General features: G+C 61.1%; 17 protein-coding genes. 4 read left to right on the plus strand and 13 right to left on the minus strand.

Annotated elements, in window-relative coordinates:
• Window positions 1-12: 12 nt before the first annotated feature.
• The 10 genes from QOM08_RS00250 to QOM08_RS00295 all read right to left on the minus strand — a co-directional run bounded on the left by QOM08_RS00250 (window position 13) and on the right by QOM08_RS00295 (window position 11,030).
• Entirely contained in the window at window positions 13-648 is a 636-nt protein-coding gene (locus QOM08_RS00250) for an ABC-type transport auxiliary lipoprotein family protein (RefSeq protein WP_316912407.1), read from the minus strand.
• Entirely contained in the window at window positions 645-1,583 is a 939-nt protein-coding gene (locus QOM08_RS00255) for an MlaD family protein (RefSeq protein WP_047229799.1), read from the minus strand. The genes QOM08_RS00250 and QOM08_RS00255 overlap by 4 nt, the downstream gene beginning before the upstream one ends.
• A gap of 1 nt (window position 1,584) precedes the next feature.
• Window positions 1,585-2,391 (minus strand): ABC transporter ATP-binding protein, encoded by an 807-nt coding sequence (locus QOM08_RS00260; RefSeq protein ID WP_171061294.1) that lies wholly within the window; start codon window positions 2,389-2,391, stop codon window positions 1,585-1,587.
• Window positions 2,385-3,533 carry an ABC transporter permease gene (locus QOM08_RS00265; protein ID WP_047229800.1) on the minus strand — a complete coding sequence of 383 codons (1,149 nt, stop codon included), beginning with the start codon at window positions 3,531-3,533 and terminating at the stop codon, window positions 2,385-2,387. Before QOM08_RS00265 ends, QOM08_RS00260 begins: the two co-directional genes overlap by 7 nt.
• Window positions 3,534-3,585: 52 nt before the next feature.
• A complete protein-coding gene (locus tag QOM08_RS00270) occupies window positions 3,586-4,614 on the minus strand; it encodes a DUF5924 family protein (protein WP_047229801.1) in 1,029 nt (342 codons plus the stop codon).
• Window positions 4,615-4,686: 72 nt separating this feature from the next.
• Entirely contained in the window at window positions 4,687-6,060 is a 1,374-nt protein-coding gene (locus QOM08_RS00275) for a M16 family metallopeptidase (protein ID WP_047229802.1), read from the minus strand.
• A gap of 172 nt (window positions 6,061-6,232) precedes the next feature.
• Window positions 6,233-7,891 carry a Na/Pi cotransporter family protein gene (locus QOM08_RS00280; protein ID WP_047229803.1) on the minus strand — a complete coding sequence of 553 codons (1,659 nt, stop codon included), beginning with the start codon at window positions 7,889-7,891 and terminating at the stop codon, window positions 6,233-6,235.
• Between the two features lie 337 nt (window positions 7,892-8,228).
• Entirely contained in the window at window positions 8,229-8,996 is a 768-nt protein-coding gene (locus QOM08_RS00285; RefSeq protein WP_076383142.1) for a TerC family protein, read from the minus strand.
• A gap of 75 nt (window positions 8,997-9,071) precedes the next feature.
• Complete coding sequence (locus QOM08_RS00290; protein ID WP_316912408.1) at window positions 9,072-10,379, minus strand: CitMHS family transporter; 1,308 nt, start codon at window positions 10,377-10,379, stop codon at window positions 9,072-9,074.
• Between the two features lie 324 nt (window positions 10,380-10,703).
• Window positions 10,704-11,030, minus strand: a complete 327-nt coding sequence (locus QOM08_RS00295) for a DOPA 4,5-dioxygenase family protein (RefSeq protein WP_160891468.1) — start codon at window positions 11,028-11,030, stop codon at window positions 10,704-10,706.
• Window positions 11,031-11,116: 86 nt separating this feature from the next.
• Here QOM08_RS00295 and QOM08_RS00300 point away from each other — a divergent pair, with 86 nt between their 5' ends.
• Window positions 11,117-11,776, plus strand: a complete 660-nt coding sequence (locus QOM08_RS00300; protein WP_274090620.1) for an NAD(P)-dependent oxidoreductase — start codon at window positions 11,117-11,119, stop codon at window positions 11,774-11,776.
• Window positions 11,777-11,820: 44 nt separating this feature from the next.
• Here QOM08_RS00300 and QOM08_RS00305 read toward each other — a convergent pair whose 3' ends face one another.
• Complete coding sequence (locus QOM08_RS00305; RefSeq protein ID WP_188252224.1) at window positions 11,821-12,771, minus strand: choline sulfate utilization transcriptional regulator; 951 nt, start codon at window positions 12,769-12,771, stop codon at window positions 11,821-11,823.
• 114 nt (window positions 12,772-12,885) lie between these two features.
• Here QOM08_RS00305 and betC point away from each other — a divergent pair, with 114 nt between their 5' ends.
• From betC to QOM08_RS00320, 3 genes are all read left to right on the plus strand, one after another.
• Window positions 12,886-14,400 (plus strand): choline-sulfatase, encoded by a 1,515-nt coding sequence (gene betC / locus QOM08_RS00310; protein WP_047229809.1) that lies wholly within the window; start codon window positions 12,886-12,888, stop codon window positions 14,398-14,400.
• A gap of 15 nt (window positions 14,401-14,415) precedes the next feature.
• Window positions 14,416-15,333 (plus strand): choline ABC transporter substrate-binding protein, encoded by a 918-nt coding sequence (gene choX, locus QOM08_RS00315; RefSeq protein WP_047229810.1) that lies wholly within the window; start codon window positions 14,416-14,418, stop codon window positions 15,331-15,333.
• Window positions 15,334-15,514: 181 nt separating this feature from the next.
• The gene (locus QOM08_RS00320; RefSeq protein WP_316912409.1) at window positions 15,515-17,083 is read left to right on the plus strand and encodes a SulP family inorganic anion transporter; all 1,569 of its coding nucleotides are present in this window, start codon (window positions 15,515-15,517) and stop codon (window positions 17,081-17,083) included.
• Between the two features lie 126 nt (window positions 17,084-17,209).
• On the opposite strand, the gene aroE is transcribed toward QOM08_RS00320, so the two are convergent.
• Together aroE and hemF are read right to left on the minus strand one after the other, a co-directional pair.
• Window positions 17,210-18,031: a shikimate dehydrogenase gene (aroE, locus tag QOM08_RS00325; RefSeq protein WP_316912410.1), complete on the minus strand. Its 822-nt coding sequence runs from the start codon at window positions 18,029-18,031 to the stop codon at window positions 17,210-17,212.
• 13 nt (window positions 18,032-18,044) lie between these two features.
• A complete protein-coding gene (gene hemF, locus QOM08_RS00330) occupies window positions 18,045-18,959 on the minus strand; it encodes an oxygen-dependent coproporphyrinogen oxidase (RefSeq protein WP_047229813.1) in 915 nt (304 codons plus the stop codon).
• Window positions 18,960-19,013 lie beyond the last annotated feature (54 nt).

Here is a 19,013-nt window from a genome sequence, read left to right on the forward strand (position 1 = left end):
AGTCACGGGCCTTTAGGGGCGTGCGGGTATCGCCAAGCGCTGGCCTTGTTCCACCGTCCAGTTCACAACCTCGGCGGTCAGTCGATCGCTGGCCTGGCCGAAACCTTGCACCACTGCTGGCACTTGCACGTCGCTCAAGGGCTGGCGGACTTCAAAACGATGACTGGCAAGGATGCGTTGGTCAAATCCCCGCACCAGCAATGCGTCCAGGCGAATCACCACGCTGGCCCCCGCGCCTTGATATTCGGTCTGGAAGGCCTGCAATTGGCCACCCAACTCCAAATCCGTTTGCAAGTTGCTGTCGGCGACACTCAATAGCCCGACACGTCCATCCTGTGCGAAGCCATCGAGCAAGCGATTGCGCAGCAACACCGGTGCCGGGTCGCTCCAGCGTGAGGCTGCGTAGCTGCTCAACAGATTGCCGTGGGGAATGACCGCGATTTTAGGGCTGTTGAGCACTTCGCTGGCCTGCGGGCTGGCCAGGCGCAACGACCACTTCACGGGCGTGCCCGGGGCTGCGAGCGCCTGAGTCGCGGGTAAGCGATAGACGTCCGCGGGCTCGGCCTGGGGCAGAATCGAGCAACCGCCCACCAGGACACATCCTGCCAGCAAGAGGATAGGGCGGACGAACCGAGCAAACGGCTTCATGGCGTGAATTCCTTGTTCTTGTCATTGCCCAGCAAATAGCCGCTGGGGTTGGCATCCAGGCGCCGGGAAATACCCCGCAGCGCGCTCAGGGTGTCGCGCAGTTCCCGCACCGCCGGCGACAGGGCATTGAGCCCCTGCATGCCATTGTTCAGCGCGTCGCGATTGTCGTTGAGCAGTTTGTCGAGGGTTGCGGTGCTGCGGGCCAGCGATTGCATGGCCTGGTCTGCGCTGCTCATGACCTCTTTGCCCTGATCGTTGAGCAGACCGTTGGCGCTGCGCATCAATGCCGTAGTCTGCTCCAGGGTGGCGCTGGCCTGTTTGCCGACAGAAGCCAGTTGCTGCATGGCCTGGCGAATATCGCCGCGTTGATCGGCGATGACCCCGGTGGTTTGCTCCAAGTGTTCAAGGGTCTTGCCCAACCGCTGGACATTGTCCGAGGAAAACACCGCGTTGGCGTTATGCAGCAGCAGGTTGATGCTGGTCATCAGGTCATCGCTGTTGTTCAGCAGGCGGGCGATCGGCGAGGGCGCTGCGATGATCACTGGCGGCTCGCCATCGTGCCCGGTCAGTGGCGGGCTGTTGGGGGTGCCGCCACTGAGTTGGATAATCGAGGTGCCGGTGATGCCGGTCAGTGCCAGTTTGGCCTGGGTGTCCTGCTTGACCGGTGTTTCAGCACTCAAGCGTACCCGCGCCAGTACCCGGCGCGGGTCGTTCGGGTCCAGGCGCAGATTGACCACGTCTCCGACCTTGATGCCGCTGTACTCCACCGAGCTGCCTCTGGACAAGCCGCTGACCGCTTCGTTGAACACCACTTCGTAATCCTTGAATTCGCTGTCCACGCTGGACTTGGCCAGCCACAACCCAAACAGCAGGGCGCCGACCACCACGATCACGGTGAACAGGCCGATCAATACATGATGGGCTCGGGTTTCCATGTCAGACCTCGTTCAATTGTGTAGCAGCCGTCAAGGCCGCGCGGCCGCGAGGGCCGTGGAAGTATTCATGGATCCAGGCATCGTCGGTTTCCGACACTTTGTCGATGACATCGGCAACCAGCACTTTTTTCTGGGCCAGCACCGCCACCCGGTCGGTGATGGTGTAGAGGGTGTCCAGGTCATGGGTGACCAGAAATACGCTCAAGCCCAAGGCGTCGCGAAGCGTCAGGATCAATTGGTCGAACGCTGCCGCGCCGATGGGGTCGAGGCCGGCGGTGGGTTCGTCGAGAAACAGAATGTCCGGGTCCAGGGCTAGCGCCCGGGCCAGGGCTGCACGCTTGATCATGCCGCCGGACAGCGAGGCGGGGTATTTGTCGGCTGCCGATAGCGGCAGTCCGGCCAACGCCAGTTTCACCGCCGCCAGATGTTCGGCATCGGCCCTGCTGAGCCCGGCGTGTTCGATCAGGGGCAGGGCGACATTCTCTGTCACGGTCAGCGAAGAAAACAGCGCGCCTTTCTGAAACAGCACCCCAAAGCGTCGTTCCACTTGCGAACGCTGTTGCTGGGGCAGGCTCGGCAGATCCTGGCCGAATACTCGCACGGCCCCTTCACTGGGCCGGTTCAAACCGACAATGCTGCGCAACAGCACCGATTTACCACTGCCGGAGCCGCCGACCACCGCGAGGATCTCGCCCTTGTATACGTCCAGGTCGAGGTTTTCGTGCACGCTCTGCAGGCCAAAGCGATTGCACAAGCCACGTACCTGTATCACCGCCTCGGTGGGCGGCCTGGAAGGTCGACTCACCATTGCATCTCCATGAAAAACAGCGCGGCTACCGCATCGAGCACGATCACCACAAAAATCGACTGCACCACGCTCGAGGTGGTGTGAGCCCCGACAGACTCGGCGCTGCCGCTGACTTTGAAGCCTTCCAGGCATCCCACCGCAGCAATCAGGAAGGCAAAGATCGGCGCCTTGACCATTCCCACCACGAAATGCTGGACGCCGATGTCCGACTGCAACAGCGTCAGGAACATCGCCGGAGAAATATCCAGCGACAGGGCACACACCACACCGCCGCCGACAATGCCCGAGAGCATGGCCACAAAGGTCAGCATCGGCAGCGCCACCAACAGGGCCAGCACTCGCGGCACCACCAGCAACTCGATGGGATCGAGGCCCAGGGTACGAATCGCGTCGATTTCTTCGTTGGCCTTCATCGAGCCGATCTGGGCGGTGAAGGCGCTGGCGGTGCGACCTGCCATAAGAATCGCAGTCAGCAACACGCCGAATTCGCGCAGAAACGAGAACGCCACCAGGTCCACGGTGAAAATACTGGCGCCGAAATCGGCCAGCACCGTCGCCCCGAGAAACGCCACCACCGCGCCCACCAGAAAAGTCAGCAGGGCGACGATAGGGGCCGCGTCCAGCCCCGTCTGTTCGATGTGAACAACCATCGGGGTAATGCGCCAGCGTTTCGGGCGAAACAGGCCCCGGGCCAGCGTTTCTAGGATCAAGCCGACAAAGCCCAGCAATTGCAGGGTATCTTGCCAGACCTTGTCCACGGCTCGACCGATGCGTGTCAACAACTGGGTCACGACACTCACCGTCGGCTCTTTGACCGGCACGCAGAAGTCGGTCAGCGAGCAATACACCGTCTGCAACAGTGCCCGATCGGCGGACGACAACGTGCAGTCGCGGTGCTCGGCGGTCTTGCCCAGCCGCTCGGCGCCCAGCAGTTCCACCAGCAACGAGGCGCCGGCGGTGTCGAGGGCACCCAAGCCATTGAGGTCGATCAAAGTGTTGTCGTCGTACTGGCCGCGCAGCGAGTCGCTCAAACGCTTGAGCTGCGTGTAGTGAGCCAGTGTCCAGTCCCCGCTGATCCATAGCTGCGCCGGGGAGTGAGAGCGATCCAGTCGGGCACTGCCAGCCAGAGTGCCAGGGGTCATAAGCGCCATGCTCGTTCGGCTCGAAAAGTGTTACCTAATAGCACGCCCGGCATTATTTTGTCCCAGGCTCGAGCGCAGCGCTGACCTTGAAGCGCAATACACCAATCACCTGGCCATTTTCCGTCAGCACCCGCACCTGCCATTTACCGGTGGGGTCTTCCGGGAAGTTCTGCTTGTGGGTCCAGGCGCGATAGCCTTCCTTGCGCCCGCCATGAATGTCCAGGGCAATACGGTCCACTTCTTTGCCGTTGAATTGCCAGACGTGATAAATCCGCTCATCGAGCCCTCGCGGCGCATTGATAGCGGTGTAGGCATACAGACCGTTGCCGCGGATCTGGTCAGCGGTGACTTCCTTCAGGCTGGCGCCCGGCGTGCGGTCCTCCAGTTGGGTGCTGATCGCCACCTCGGTCATCCACAAGGTTGCCGGCGGCACCCAGGAGCGCAGCACCCACCCGGCCGCGCCGATCCCCACCGTGATGCACAGAATCGCCAGGGCGTTGCGCACGGTGCGGATCGGAAAGATCGAAGCCAGGCTGGGGAACGACAACAGCATGGCAGTGCCCAGCGCCAGCTTGAAGCTCTGGTCGGTGGTCAGGTGCAGGATGATCGGCAGTGCGGTGAGCAGGGCGGCAAACAGCGTCAGGGTGTGCAGCGCCAGGAACGCCCAGCGCCGGGGCGCCAGCCATTTGTAGTACAGCGGATCAATGATCGAGACCAGTGCCGAGGCCGCCAGCAGGCCGGTGAAAATCACTTGGCTGCTGTTCCAGGTGGTGGTGATGAAAAAGAACGGCAAGACGAAAAACAGGCTTTCCTGGTGAATCATCTGCGTGGCGTAACGCAGCAGCGGCTGGGGGATTTCCCGTTTGAATATGCGGGTAAAAAGCCGGGTCAGGCTGTTCTCCAGCATCAGCCAGAGCCAGCTCACCAGCATGATGATGGTGATCCAGGTCGCAAGACCCTGCTGGCGGTCCACCAGCATGAAACTGCCGACTCCAGAGATGAAGCCACCGAGTGCGATGACCCCTGGATAGCGCTTCATCAATTCGAGAAGGCGCTGGATGTAGTGAGTCAGGTTCGGCATTCGGCAGTTCACAGTGAGTCGTAGGAAATATCCCTGACAGAGTATCGCCAGGACATCGATGTGACGAGCGCTCTAAGCCCTGCGACGCAATCTCCACCCGACCAGGACCAACAGCAACCCCAGCAGACCGGCCACGCCCCAAACCAGCTCATCGTCGCCGAGCATGGGTTTCTCGATGCGCAGGTAGCCCGGGTCCTTGAGCAGTTCACGCAGGGCCTGGTTGGCCTGTTCCAGGCTCACCGCCTGAAGGCGCACGGCCGGATTGGTGAAGCGGCCGTCGTCGTAATCGCCAAGGGCACCCCAATAGTAATCGGCCAGTGCGCTGTTGCCTTGAACCGCCCACGATTGATGGGCGATGGCGGCGCGTTTGATGCGCACGAAACTCTCCGGGTCGAGGCCATCCTTGAGCAACGTGGTGCGCATTTGCTCCAGCGCCTGCTCGGCCTGGGGCAGGTCATCGCGGGCCAGGTCCGCGTTCAGGCTGAAGAAGCCAACGCCGCCAAACACCTCTCGCTCCACCCACGGCCCGTAGGACAGGCTGCGGGCCAGGCGCAGCTGGCGATAGAGCGCCCAGTCCAGATAGTCCTTGAGCAGGTCGAAGGTTTCGTCGTGTTGCTGTTCCAGCACCGGCTCCGGAAACAGCCAATGAAGCTTGGCGCTATTGCCCACCAGGCCGCGCATCAGGTTGCGCTTGGTGACCGCGCTGTAGCGGATCTGCGGTAACGCTGCGTGAGCGCTGGGCTCGACCGGTTCCAGTTCGCCGAAGGTCCGCTCCAGATAGGCCGGTAGCAACCGGTCCAGGTCGCCGACCACGATCAGCGTCATGTTGTTCGGTGCATACCAGGCCTTGCGTGCCTGCTCGATCCTGGCAAGGGTGAGGTGCCCGACTTCGGCGCGTTCGGCACAGCGCAGACCCAATTCCACTGCCAATTGATTGCCCGCCTTGTGGCCCAGGTCCTGATGATCGAGCCAGCGTTGCAGATGGGTGTAGTGGCCGCCATCCTCGCGTTCCACCACACGTTTGGCCGCCTGCAGGGCGTTGTCGTCGATGCGGGTACGAGTCAGCAGGGCGATCAACAGGTCCAGGACCTTGCGTTGATTGCGCGCCGGTGCCTCGATGACGAACGTGGTGTCGGCGTTGCTCGTGAAGGCATTCCACTCGCCGCCCAGCGCCTGCATACGCTCTTCCAGCCCGCCTTCGCCGCCGTCATCGACACCGCTGAACAGCAAATGCTCAAGCAGGTGGGGCAGTTCCTTGTCGGCGCAGTTGAAGTCGTCCAGTCCCACGCCCACCACCAGCCGGATCGCCACATGCCCGCGCTCGCTGCCCGGCTTGAGCAGCAGTTGCATACCGTTGGGCAGCACATACCCCTCGACCTGGAATCGATCCAGCGCGACCGACGGCAGTGAACCGAGCAAAAGAACGGCGAGCAACAGACAACGCATAGCGAGCTTCCTGGCGGCTGATTGGAGGTCCATGTGCCGGGCAGGCCGTCATCGCAGGCAACTTCGCGCCCCACCTCGAACCCGATGGATTTCCATGGCGACGTGGGGCCGGCTTGCGTGCGAATGGTTTAAGCCCAGGCCAATCTTACTGACTGAGCAATGCGCCAGTCGTTCAAGGCGAATGGGTGACGTCGGAAATTTCATCAACCGCGAGCGCACCGGTCTCGGAAGTCCCCAGCACCACGTAGGCGCTGCCGCAGAACAGCGAGTTGAGGCGTTTCATGTCGGCGATCAGTTCTAGGTGCAGGGAACTGGTCTCGATGCTTTGTACGATTTTTCGCTGTAGGCGGCTGACGTGTGCGTGGGCCAGTCGTCTTTCCTGCGCTCGAAAGCGACGTTTCTCACGCAACAGCTGACGGGCGCTCTCCGGGTCGGCACTGAGGAACACCGACAATCCCAGCCGCAGATTGGCGATCAACTGGCTGTGCAGCGTCGCCAACTCTTCCAGGCCAACCTCGGAAAAGGACCGACGTTGCGCGGTTTTCTGTTGCTGGACCTTGCGCAACATGCGTTCGATGAGGTCGCTGGCCAGCTTTAGGTTGATCGCCAGCTCAATGATTTCCGCCCAGCGGCGGCTGTCCTGTTCACTGAGGTCCTCACGGGGCATTTGGGCCATATACAGCTTGATGGCGCTGCACAGCGCCTCGACGTCATCGCCCATGCTCCGTACTTGTTGGGTGACTGCGGTCTGCCCGCCGCGCAGTACGTCGAGCATGGCTTCGAGCATGGTTTCGATCAGATCACCGATGCGCAGGGTTTCCCGGGCAGCATTAGCCAGGGCCAGGCTCGGCGTGGCGAGGGCGGTGAGGTCCAGGTGGCGGGGCTTGGCCGTGCCGTTGGTGTCAGGACGCTCCGGCAGCAGCCAGGCACACAGCCTGGCCATCGGCCCGACGCTGGGCAGCAGCACGAGGCAGCGCACGGTGTTGTAGAGCAGGTGAAAACCGATCACCGTTTCCTGGTGGCTGAAATCCAGGCCGTCCAACCAGCCCACCAGCGGATCGAGCACTGGAATGATCAACAACAGGCCGATCAACTTGTACAGCAGGCTGCCCAGCGCCACCTGGCGGCCGGCGGCGTTCTGCATGCTGGTGCTGAGAAAGGCCAGCACGCCGCTGCCGATGTTGGCGCCGATCACCAGGCCGATGGCCACCGGCAGACTGATCACCGCTGCGCCGGCCAGTGTCGCGGTCAACAGCACGGCGGCGAGGCTGGAATAGGAGATCATCGCGAACAGCGCACCCACCAGCGCATCGAGCAGGATGTCGCCGGTCAGCGAGGCAAAGATAACTTTCACGCCCTGGGCCTGGGTGATGGGCGCGGCGGCTTCGACAATCAATTGCAGCGCCAGGATGATCAAACCCAAGCCGATGCCGACCCGGCCCATTTGCCCCAGGCGGGTCTGTTTGCGCGACAGGAAAAAAATCACCCCGAGGAAAATCAGCAGCGGCGATAACCAGGACAGATCAAGGGTCAGTACCCGCGCCATCAGCGCCGTGCCGACATCGGCGCCGAGCATGGTCGCCAGGGCAGGGGTAAGCGCCATCAGGCCCTGGCCAACGAATGAGGTGACGAGCATGGCCGTGGCGTTGCTGCTCTGGACCATGGCAGTGACCATGATGCCTGCGACGAACGCCAGCCAGCGCTTGGACATGTTTTGGCCAATGACATGGCGCAGGTTCGTGCCATAGACCCGCAGAATGCCGGTACGGACGATGTGCGTGCCCCAGATCAGCAGGGCCACGGCGGAGAGCAAGTTCAGCAGGGTCAGCATGAGAAGCCCCCTGTTAGCGTCCCAAAGGGACCAATTGACGGTGCCACATTTTTCTTCGTTGTACTTAAGCTGTAGTTGGCCAACGGTTCGAGCGCCAGCATTGCACAGCTAAAGACGGGTTTGAAACAAAACTGTCATAAAAAGCCATTGACCAAAGACACCACGAAACCCTGTGGGAGCGAGCCTGCTCGCGATAGCGGACTGTTAGCCCATGAAGATGTTGAATGTTGTGGCTTCATCGCGAGCAGGCTCGCTCCCACAGGTTTTGCATCCAGCTACTTTCCGGCAGGCATGAAAAAGGGGCTCGAAAGCCCCTTCGTTCATTGCCCTGTGCCGCTTACTGGCCTGGCATATCCTTACGCAGTTTCACCGGATCCTGCTGCTTGCGCTTGCGCGCCATGGCAGTGCGCATCTTGATGTTGAATGCTTCGACCGCCAGGGAGAAGGCCATGGCGAAGTAGACGTAGCCTTTTGGCACGTGCACGTCCAGGGACTCAGCGATCAGCACGGTACCGACCACCAGCAGGAACGACAGCGCCAGCATCTTCAGCGACGGGTGCTTGTCGATGAACGAGCTGATGGTGCCCGCCGCCAGCATCATCACCAGCACCGCCACGACGATTGCCGCGACCATCACCGGTACATGGGAGACCATGCCCACGGCGGTGATCACCGAATCCAGGGAGAACACAATGTCGATGATCGCGATCTGGACGATGGTGTAGATGAAGCTGCCGCCCGTGCCCGCAGGCGTCTCGCCGGTTTCGTCTTCGCCTTCCAGCGCGTGGTACATCTCCTGGGAGCTTTTCCACAGCAGGAACAAGCCACCGAAGAACAGGATCAGGTCACGACCGGAAATGCCCTGGCCGAACACTTCGAACAGGTCGGCGGTCAGGCGCATGACCCAAGTGATGGACAGCAGCAACAGGATCCGCGTGATCATGGCCAGGGCCAGACCGAAGATCCGGGTGCGTGCCTGCATGTGCTTGGGCATGCGGCTGACCAGGATCGAGATCATGATGATGTTATCGATGCCCAGGACAATTTCCAGGGCGGTCAGGGTGAAGAAGGCAACCCAGATTTCCGGGTTGGTCAGCCATTCCATGTGAGTTCCTTTAGCGAGTGTTGGGCCGCGCCGCGCCTTCGATTATCCAAAGGAGCGACGCAGCGGGCATTGCTTTTATAGAGTGCTGAACAGCGGAAAAATCCCCATCAGCAAGGCGGCAAACATTATGCACAGGCAAACCAATACTGCCCACTTCAAGGTGAAGCGTTGGTGATCGCCAAACTCGATCCCCGCCAGGGCCACCAGCAGGTAAGTCGATGGAACCAGTGGGCTCAGCAGGTGGACGGGCTGGCCAACAATCGAGGCGCGGGCCATTTCAACGGCAGTGATGCCGTAATGGCTGGCCGCTTCGGCCATGACCGGTAACACCCCGTAATAAAATGCATCGTTCGACATGAAGAAGGTGAACGGCATGCTCGCCAGCGCGGTAATCACTGCCAGGTATGGGCCCAGGAAATCCGGGATCACCGCCAGCAGGCTCTTGGACATGGCGTCGACCATGCCGGTCCCGGACAGGATGCCGGTGAAGATACCCGCCGCGAAAATCAAACCGACCACCGCCAATACGCTGCCGGCATGGGCCGCAACGCGGTCTTTCTGCTGTTGCAGGCAAGGGTAGTTGACGATCATCGCGATACTGAACGCCACCATGAACAGCACCGGCAGCGGTAACAGGCCGGCGATCAGCGTGCACATCAGGCCCAGGGTCAACGCACCGTTGAACCAGATCAGCTTCGGACGACGGGCGTCCGGGAACTGGGAAACGCTGATTTCGCTGTGGTCGATCTCATCACCGGCGAGGTGCAATTCACCCAGACGGGCGCGCTCGCGTTTACCGTACATGTAGGAAATCGCCAGGATCGCCGCTACACCCGCGAGCATCGCAGGAATCATCGGAACGAAGATGTCGGACGGATCGACATGCAGCGCGCTGGCTGCACGGGCCGTCGGGCCGCCCCAGGGGGTCATGTTCATCACGCCACCGGCGAGAATGATCAGGCCGGCCATGATCCGTGGGCTCATGCCGATGCGGCTGTAGAGCGGCAGCATGGCGGCCACGCAGATCATATAAGTGGTCGCGCCGTCACCATCGAGGGAAACGACGAGCGCCAGAACGGCGGTGCCGACCGAAACTTTCAACGGGTCGCCCTTGACCAGCTTGAGGATCTTGCGCACGGCCGGGTCGAACAGGCCGGAGTCGATCATCAGGGCAAAATAAAGAATCGCGAACATCAGCATCACCCCGGTCGGGGCAAGCTTGGTGATGCCTTCGAGCATCATCGGACCGATCTTCGGTGCAAAACCACCGAACAGAGCGAACAGGATCGGGATGATGATCAGGGCAATCAGCGCGGACAGGCGCTTGGTCATGATCAGGAACATGAACGTGATGACCATGGCAAAGCCAAGGAAAGTCAGCATAGGAAATACTCCAGGCGTGGCGCGACGGGCAAAGGCAGACCGAACAGGTCAGCGCAGAATGCAAAGCACGGGACGGACGGAGGGAGTGGGTTCAGCGGGGCGGGTAGCAGCGGACATCAGAATCACCATTGTTGTTGTTAAAAGGGCCTAACGAGCCTTAGCCGCTCGCTTCTGGCCACCGGTCTGTTGCCGGTAGTGGGGGCGATCCTAATCGCGCAAGCTTTCAGCCACCTTTCGCCGCTGTAATGGAGTTTTTCTGTAGGGCAAGGCTTACCTGTAGGAGCAAGCTTTGTTCCCACAGACAATCTGCGCTCCACCGATAAATCAAAACACCGAAAGATCCAACGGCCGCACCGCGCCCATCCAGATCGCATGCTCGGTGTGGTCCGTCAGGTCGTCGCCGGTGTCCGGGTGAAGAAATATCACCAGGCCTTTGCGATTGAGCGCCAGCCACGGCAAGACCACGCCGATGTGCTGTGGATCGAACGCCAATTGGCAGCTCCAGTCCGGGTGCGGCCCGACTGGGCGTTGGTGGATACGGCCCATTTTCAGCCCAAACAGTCGCGTTGCTTCCTCGCACAGTGCCCGCGCCTGGTCGATGGTGTTGGCGTCGAAATAGACATGGGCGTGGTAGCCCTTGATCCGCTGCATGTGCTTCTCCTCGAGAACTGGCCGAACCGAGGTTGTCTCCCGCGGGTCAGAGCCTTTACATGCGGGACAAAAAAGGAAAAACAGCCATGAAAAATGCCGAAACCCCGGTCACCAAAGTGGTGCTCTATGGTGCCATGAGTAGCCTCGGCAGTGCGTTGATGGCTGAAATGCTGCGGCGCCAGCACGAAGTCATCGCTGTTCTCGACGACCTTACGGCCCTGGCGCCGCGCCCCGGCCTGCGGGCCAAGACCGGCGACCTCTACGATCCCCAGCGGGTCAAGCAAAGCGTGGCCGGCGCCAATGCCGTGGTGTGTCTGTTGAACGCTCCAGGGTTGCCGATGAACAGCGAGCACGTGGAGCGCACGCTTATTCCCGGTCCCGTGGAGCAGGTGTTGGCGGTGGATGCGCTGATCGCCGGGATGGAGGCAGCGAGTATTTCCCGGCTGTTTCTGGTGGGCGATTTCGCCGTGCTCGACGAGGAGCCGGCAGACGATGTATTGCAGCGCCATGCCGCCGAAGAAGTCCTCGACGCCCTGAACAACAGCACGTTGCAATGGACCCTGATTGACTCACCCTACGCAACGCCCGGTTTGAGCATCGAGCACTTCAGCCAGATCAGCACCAGCCTGGAGGCCGGCATGGCCGAATCACTGGAGCGGCTTGGCCGTGTGGCCGTCGGCATTGCCGATGAGCTGCGCCTGAACCTGCATGTGGGCCAGCATGTCAGTTTTGTCGCCGCCGATTAGCCTGTGCGGTCGCCGTCTCCCGAGTTGGCGCAGGGGCGGGCTGGTTACACCGCAATGGAAGGCAAGGCCAACCCCGTGAGCGATTCGGCGCTGTTGGCCTGCTCCTCCATCAACCAGTCCACAAACTGCCTGATCAATACCCCGCGCCGTTTACGCTGGGGCAACACCACGTAATACCCTGACCGCGACAACACTGTTTCAGCGACCGGACGGCACAGCAGCCCTTGGGCCAATAAGTTATCCACAAGGTATCGCCAGCCGATGGCAACGCCCTGACCGCCAATCGCCGCCTGGATGAGCAAGGTGTAGTTGTCGAACCGCAACTGCCCGGGTGCCGGGGGCGAGGTAATGCCCAGCTCACGGAAAACGCCACTCCAGTCAAACCAGTGGCTACTGTTTTCCCCGCGCAAATGCAGGAGCGGGAACTCCGACAAGGCTTGAGCCGACAAGGGCAGGGAGCGTTCCTTGAGCAACAGCGGGCTGCACACGGGAAAGACTTCTTCGCTGAAAAGCCAGCGACTTTCGCCTTGTTTGAAGCGACCATCTCCAAACAGCACCGCAACGTCGATATCCGTGCGCAGCATGTTGTGATTGCGTTCGCTGGTCACCAGGCTGACGTCCACCTGTGGGTTGGCGGCGTGAAACCGATGCAAGCGGGGCATCAGCCAATAGGCGGCAAACGCAAAATCGGTGGCCACTTGCAGTACTTCATGCTGGTCATGGGCGGTGATCGCGCTCAATCCTGCGTCGATATTCTGCAAACCGACCTGCACCTGCTCGAACAGGATTGTTCCGGCCTCGGTCAGCTCGATGCCGCGGTAGATGCGATCGAACAATCGCGTACCCAGTTGTTCTTCCAGGCGCTTGATCTGCTGGCTGATGGCCGGTTGCGTGGTGCCCAGTTCGATCGCCGCTGCCGTAAAGCTGCGGTGGCGGGCCGCGGCTTCAAAGGCGCGGAACAGGTCAAGGGACAGGTCACCCAGGGCTTCATACATAAGCTGTGCTTATCCTAGTCATTGCCTTACGTGGGCTTTACCCATAAAGGTGGGGGCTACATGCTCAATCGCAGCAATTTCGCATAACTGTTTACTATGGAATGCCGCGAATACATGAAGCGCAAGAACATTCTTTTCATCATGGCCGATCAAATGGCCGCGCCAATGTTGCCGATCTACGGTCCTTCGCCGATCAAGCTGCCGAACCTGTCGCGCCTGGCCGAGCAGGGCGTGGTGTTCGACGCCGCGTATTGCAACAGCCCACTCTGCGCACCGTCGCGCTTTACCCTGGTGAGCGGTCAGTTGCCCAGCAAGATCGGCGCCTACGATAACGCGGCGGATTTTCCTGCGGACGTCCCGACGTACGCCCACTACCTGCGGCGTCTGGGTTATCGCACGGCGCTGTCCGGCAAGATGCATTTTTGCGGGCCGGACCAGTTGCATGGCTATGAAGAACGCCTGACCAGTGACATTTACCCGGCCGATTACGGCTGGGCCGTGAACTGGGACGAGCCCGACGTGCGGCCAAGCTGGTATCACAACATGTCTTCGGTGTTGCAGGCCGGTCCGTGCGTGCGCACCAACCAGTTGGATTTTGACGAAGAAGTGGTGTTCAAGGCCCAGCAGTATCTGTTCGACCACATCCGCGAGGATGGCGACCAGCCGTTCTGCCTGACGGTGTCCATGACCCACCCACACGACCCGTACACCATTCCCAAGACCTTTTGGGATATGTATGACGACAAGGACATCCCGCTGCCGCAAACCCCGGGGCAAACGGAGCTGGACCCGCATTCCCAGCGCCTGTTGAAAGTCTATGACCTGTGGGACAAGCCACTGCCTGTGGATAAGATCCGCGATGCGCGCCGCGCGTACTTCGGTGCGTGCAGCTACATTGACAGCAACGTCGGCAAGTTACTGCAAACCCTGGAAGACACCGGCTTGATGGACGACACGATCATCGTGTTCTCCGGCGATCATGGAGACATGCTCGGTGAAAAAGGCCTCTGGTACAAAATGCACTGGTTCGAGATGGCGGCTCGCGTTCCCTTGCTGATCAGCGCACCGGGCCAGTTCGCCAGCGGGCGGGTCGGGGCGGCGGTGTCCACTGCCGACTTGCTGCCGACTCTGGTGGAGTTGGCCGGTGGCCGGCTTGAGCCCGGACTGCCGCTGGATGGCCGGTCGCTGGTGCCCCATCTGCAGGGGCAGGGCGGTCATGACGAGGTCTTTGGTGAATACATGGCCGAAGGCACCATCAGCCCGTTGATGATGATCCGTCGTGGCCCCTGGAAATTCATCTACAGCGAAGACGATCCATGCCTGCTGTTCGATCTGCGCAATGACCCCAAAGAACTGGAGGACCTTAGCCAATCGGCTGAGCATCAGTCCCTGTGCGCGGATTTTCTCGCCGAGGCGCGAGCTAAATGGGATATCCCAACCATTCACCAACAGGTGCTCGCCAGTCAGCGACGTCGACGTTTCGTCGCCCACGCGTTGACCCTGGGCAAACTCAAGAGCTGGGATCACCAGCCGCTGGTGGACGCCAGCCAGCAGTACATGCGTAACCACATTGACCTCGACGATCTGGAACGCAAGGCCCGTTATCCACAACCCTGCCAAAACCAATAACGTAAGGGGAAGCACATGCAAAAGTTATCCACAGTACTGACCGCTGGGCTGTTGGCGCTTAGCAGTTCGGCGTGGGCCGAGCAAAGCTGCGAGACGGTAAAGATGGCCGACCCCGGTTGGAGTGACATCGCTGCGACCAACGCGATCACGGGTTTTCTGCTCGATGGCATGGGCTACAAGGCCAAGGTTGACACCCTCGCAGTGCCGATCACCTTCGGCGGCCTCAAGGACGGCCAGGTTGATGTATTTCTGGGTAACTGGATGCCGGCGCAGCAGGGGTTCTACGACAAGTTCGTGGCCACTGGCGATGTCACGCAACTGGCCAAGAACCTGGACGGCACCGAATTCACCCTGGCGGTCCCGGATTACGTGTGGGATGCCGGTGTGCATAACTTCGCTGACCTGAACAAGTTCGCCGATAAGTTCGACAAGAAGATATACGGGATCGGCTCCGGCGCCCCGGCCAACCTCTCCCTGAAGGAAATCATCAAGACCAACGATTTCGGCATGGGCGAGTGGAAACTGGTGGAATCGAGCGAGCAGGCCATGCTCGCGGAAGTCTCCCGGGCGGTGAGGAAACAGAAGTTCGTGACCTTCCTTGGCTGGACGCCACACCCGATGAACGTGCAACTGAAAATGCACTACCTCAAGGGCGGCGAGAAGTATTTTGGCGACACGGGCAGTGTCTATACATTGACTCGCAAAGGTTATGCACAGGCCTGCCCGAACGTAGGCAAGCTGTTGACCAACCTGAGTTTCACCCAGGAAATGGAAAACAGCATCATGGCCGAGGTGGTGAACAACAAAGTCAGCAATGCCGATGCGGCCAAGGCCTGGATCAAGGCGAATCCGGCGGTGCTGGATAAATGGCTGGATGGTGTGAAGACGCTGGATGGCAAGGATGCGTTGGCGGCGGTGAAGGCCAAGCTCTGACAATCATGTGGCGAGGGAATCTATGTGGGAGCAAGGCTTGCCCGCGATGAAGACGACTCGATCTTTCAGACCGAGCTGCCTGTTTCGCGAGCAAGCTTTGCTCCCACATTAATCTCCTCGCCACAGGGAGAACGGCGCCTTGTCCTGATACTCTTGCGCCAAACCCGATCCTTGAGGCCCCATGGCATTGCCCACCCGCCATTCACTCTTTCCGTTCCTGAGCTGGCTGCCGCGGCAGACCCGCGCCAGTGTCGGCCGTGACCTGATCGTCGGCCTGAGCGGTGCGATTCTCGCGTTGCCGCAGTCGATTGCCTACGCCCTGATTGCCGGACTGCCGCCGGAATACGGCTTGTATGCGGCGATAGTGCCGGTGCTGATCGCCTGCTTGTGGGGTTCGTCGTGGCACCTGATCTGCGGTCCTACGGCGGCGATTTCCATTGTCCTGTATGCCAGCGTCAGCCCCCTGGCCATGCCGGCTACCCAGGACTACGTCACCTTGATCCTGTTGCTGACGGTGCTGGCGGGGGTTTTCCAGTGGCTGCTGGGGTTGTTGCGTTTCGGCGCGCTGGTGAACTTCGTCTCACACTCGGTGGTGCTGGGTTTCACCCTGGGCGCGGCGGTGGTGATCGCCCTGGGGCAGTTGCCCAACCTGCTGGGTCTCGATCTGCCCAACGAAGCCACGGCGTTGAAAGGGCTGCTGATGTTGGTCAGTCATATCGAGGCTGTGGATAAGCCTTCTCTGTTTCTCGGTTTGGGCACGCTGGTGCTGGGCGTGGTGCTCAAACGGCTGCTGCCGCGCTGGCCGAGCCTGTTGATCACTTTGGTTATCAGCAGCCTGGTGGTCTGGCTGTGGCCAGGGATGTTCGGGCATGTCGCGCTGGTCAGCGCATTTGCCGGGCGCTTGCCGCCGTTCTCTGCGCTGCCGCTGGACCTGGATCTGATCCTGCGCCTGCTGCCCGGCGCGGTTGCGGTGGGCATGCTCGGGTTGGTGACCAGCCTGTCCATTGCTCGCTCGTTATCGGTACGCTCGGGGCAATTGCTGGATGCGAACCAAGAGGTCAGGGCGCAGGGGCTTTCCAATATTGTGGGAGGGTTCTTTTCCGGATCCTTGTCAGCGGGTTCCTTTACCCGTTCCGGCCTCAGTTATGAAGCCGGCGCTTGCTCGCCCCTGGCCGGGGTGTTCTCGGCACTGTGGGTGGCCTTGTTTGCGGTAACCGGTGCCAAGCTGATTTCGCACATTCCGATACCGGCCATGGCCGGCAGCATCCTGTTGATCGCCTGGGGGCTGGTGGATTATCGCGGCGTCCGGGCGTTGTTTCGCGTGAGCCGCGCCGAATTCGTGGTGATGAGCCTCACTTGCCTGGCCACGCTGCTGCTGGAGCTGCAGACCGCTATCTATGCCGGCGTGCTGGCGTCGCTGTTCTTCTACCTCAAGCGCACCTCGCAACCGCGGGTGCAACACACCCGTGAGGGTGAAGCTGACATCCTGCGGGTTGGCGGTTCGATCTTTTTTGGTGCCAGCCATTACCTGCAAGTGCGTCTGCAACGGTTGCAGGCACAACGGGTGGTGATCGATGCCCAGCAGATCAACTTCATCGACTACTCCGGCGTGGAAATGCTGCACCAGGAAGCCCGGCGCTTGCGCACCCAAGGGCGCAGCCTGACGTTGCGTAGGGCCAGGCCCCATGTGGTGGAAGAGTTGAAGAAGCTGGAAGGGCCGGAGCACTGTCCGATCCATTTCGAAGACTAGGGCTTAAGGTAGACACACCCTGTGGCGAGGGGATTTATCCCCGCTGGGGCGCGCAGCGGCCCTGGTTTTTTGGGACGGCTTCGCAGTCCAACGGGGATAAATCCCCTCGCCACAACAGTCTGTAGCCTACAGTGCGAGCTGGCGCCGCAATTCGGCCAGCACTGGCGCGGTGTCCGGGCGTACCCCGCGCCACAGGTAGAACGCTTCGCCCGCCTGCTCGGCGAGCATGCCCAAGCCATCCATCGCCACCGCCGCGCCGTGTTCGCTGGCCCAGCGACAGAACGAAGTGGGCTCCTTGCCATACATCATGTCGTAGCAGAACGTCATGCCGGGCTCGATCAAACTTGCGGCAATCGGCGGTACATCACCGGACAGGCTCGCCGATGTGGCGTTGATAATCAGGTCCACCGGCTCTTGCAGCCAGTCGAAACCGCTGGCCGAGACCGGGCCCAGGTCGGCGAACAACTCGGCCAGCAACTCGGCTTTTTCCACCGTGCGGTTGGCGATGATCACCGAGGCCGGCGCTTCGGCCAGCAGCGGTTCCAAGGCACCGCGCACAGCACCGCCGGCGCCCAGCAACAGGATGCGTTTGCCCTTGAGGTTTAAACCTGCGTTGACGGTCAGGTCCCGTACCAGTCCGGCACCATCGGTGTTGTCACCCAACAGATGGCCATCGGCCAGCTTGCTCAAAGTGTTCACCGCCCCGGCCCGCTGGGCCCGCTCGGTCAGGCTGTCGGCCAGGCGGAAGGCGTCTTCCTTGAACGGCACGGTGACATTCGCCCCACGACCCTCGCGGAAGAATTCCCGCACGCAGCCGGCGAAATCGTCCAGGGGCGCGAGCAGCGTGCTGTAGTCCAGTGTTTGCCCGGTCTGCTCGGCGAAGAGACGGTGGATCAGCGGCGATTTGCTGTGGCCGATCGGGTTACCCATTACAACGTAGCGGTCCATGGATAGTCCTCGTTCAGGCCGTCGCCAGCCAATCGCGATCCTGCAGGAAATACTCGGTCAGCCGCGCCTCTTCGCTGCCCGGTTCGGCTTTCCAGTCATAGCCCCAGCGCACTTGCGGCGGCAGGGACATCAGGATCGACTCGGTACGCCCGCCAGATTGCAGCCCGAACAGGGTGCCGCGGTCGTAGACTAGGTTGAACTCCACGTAGCGTCCGCGGCGAAACTCCTGGAATTCCCTTTGTTTGGCGGTAAACGGGTCCTGCTTGCGGCGGCGCACGATAGGCAGGTAAGCCTCGATGTAGGCATCGCCGATGGCGCGCATGAAGGCGAAGCTGGTGTCGAAATCCCACTCGTTCAGGTCGTCGAAAAACAGGCCGCCAATGCCACGGGGCTCGTTGCGATGCTTGATATGGAAATAGCTGTCGCACCAGGCTTTGTAGCGCGAATACACGTCGGGGCCGAACGGGGCACAGGCCTGTTGGGCAACGCGGTGCCAATGCACGCAGTCTTCTGCCACGCCGTAGTACGGTGTCAGGTCGAAGCCGCCGCCGAACCACCAGACCGGCTCTTCGCCTTCCTTTTCAGCGATGAAAAAACGCACATTGGCGTGGGACGTAGGCACATGAGGGTTGTGGGGATGGATGACCAATGACACACCCAGCGCTTCGAAGCCGCGCCCGGCCAGTTCCGGCCGATGGGCGCTGGCCGAGGGGGGGAGACCGCTGCCGAAGACGTGGGAAAAGTTGACGCCGCCCTTTTCGATCACCGTACCGTTTTCAATCACTCGCGTGCGACCGCCACCACCGGCGGGGCGGGTCCAGGCATCTTCGACGAAACGAGTACCGCCGTCTTCGGTTTCCAGGGCCGCACAGATGCGGTCTTGCAGGTCGAGCAGGTAGGCTTTCACGGCCTCGGTGCGAGTGGTCATGACATCACCTTGATCAGGGCTACGCTACGCGGCTTGCAGCGGGCCGGTGGCAAA

Origin of the sequence: Pseudomonas sp. P105, from assembly GCF_032614175.1 — a bacterium.
Classification (GTDB): Bacteria; Pseudomonadota; Gammaproteobacteria; order Pseudomonadales; family Pseudomonadaceae; genus Aquipseudomonas; species Aquipseudomonas rhizophila.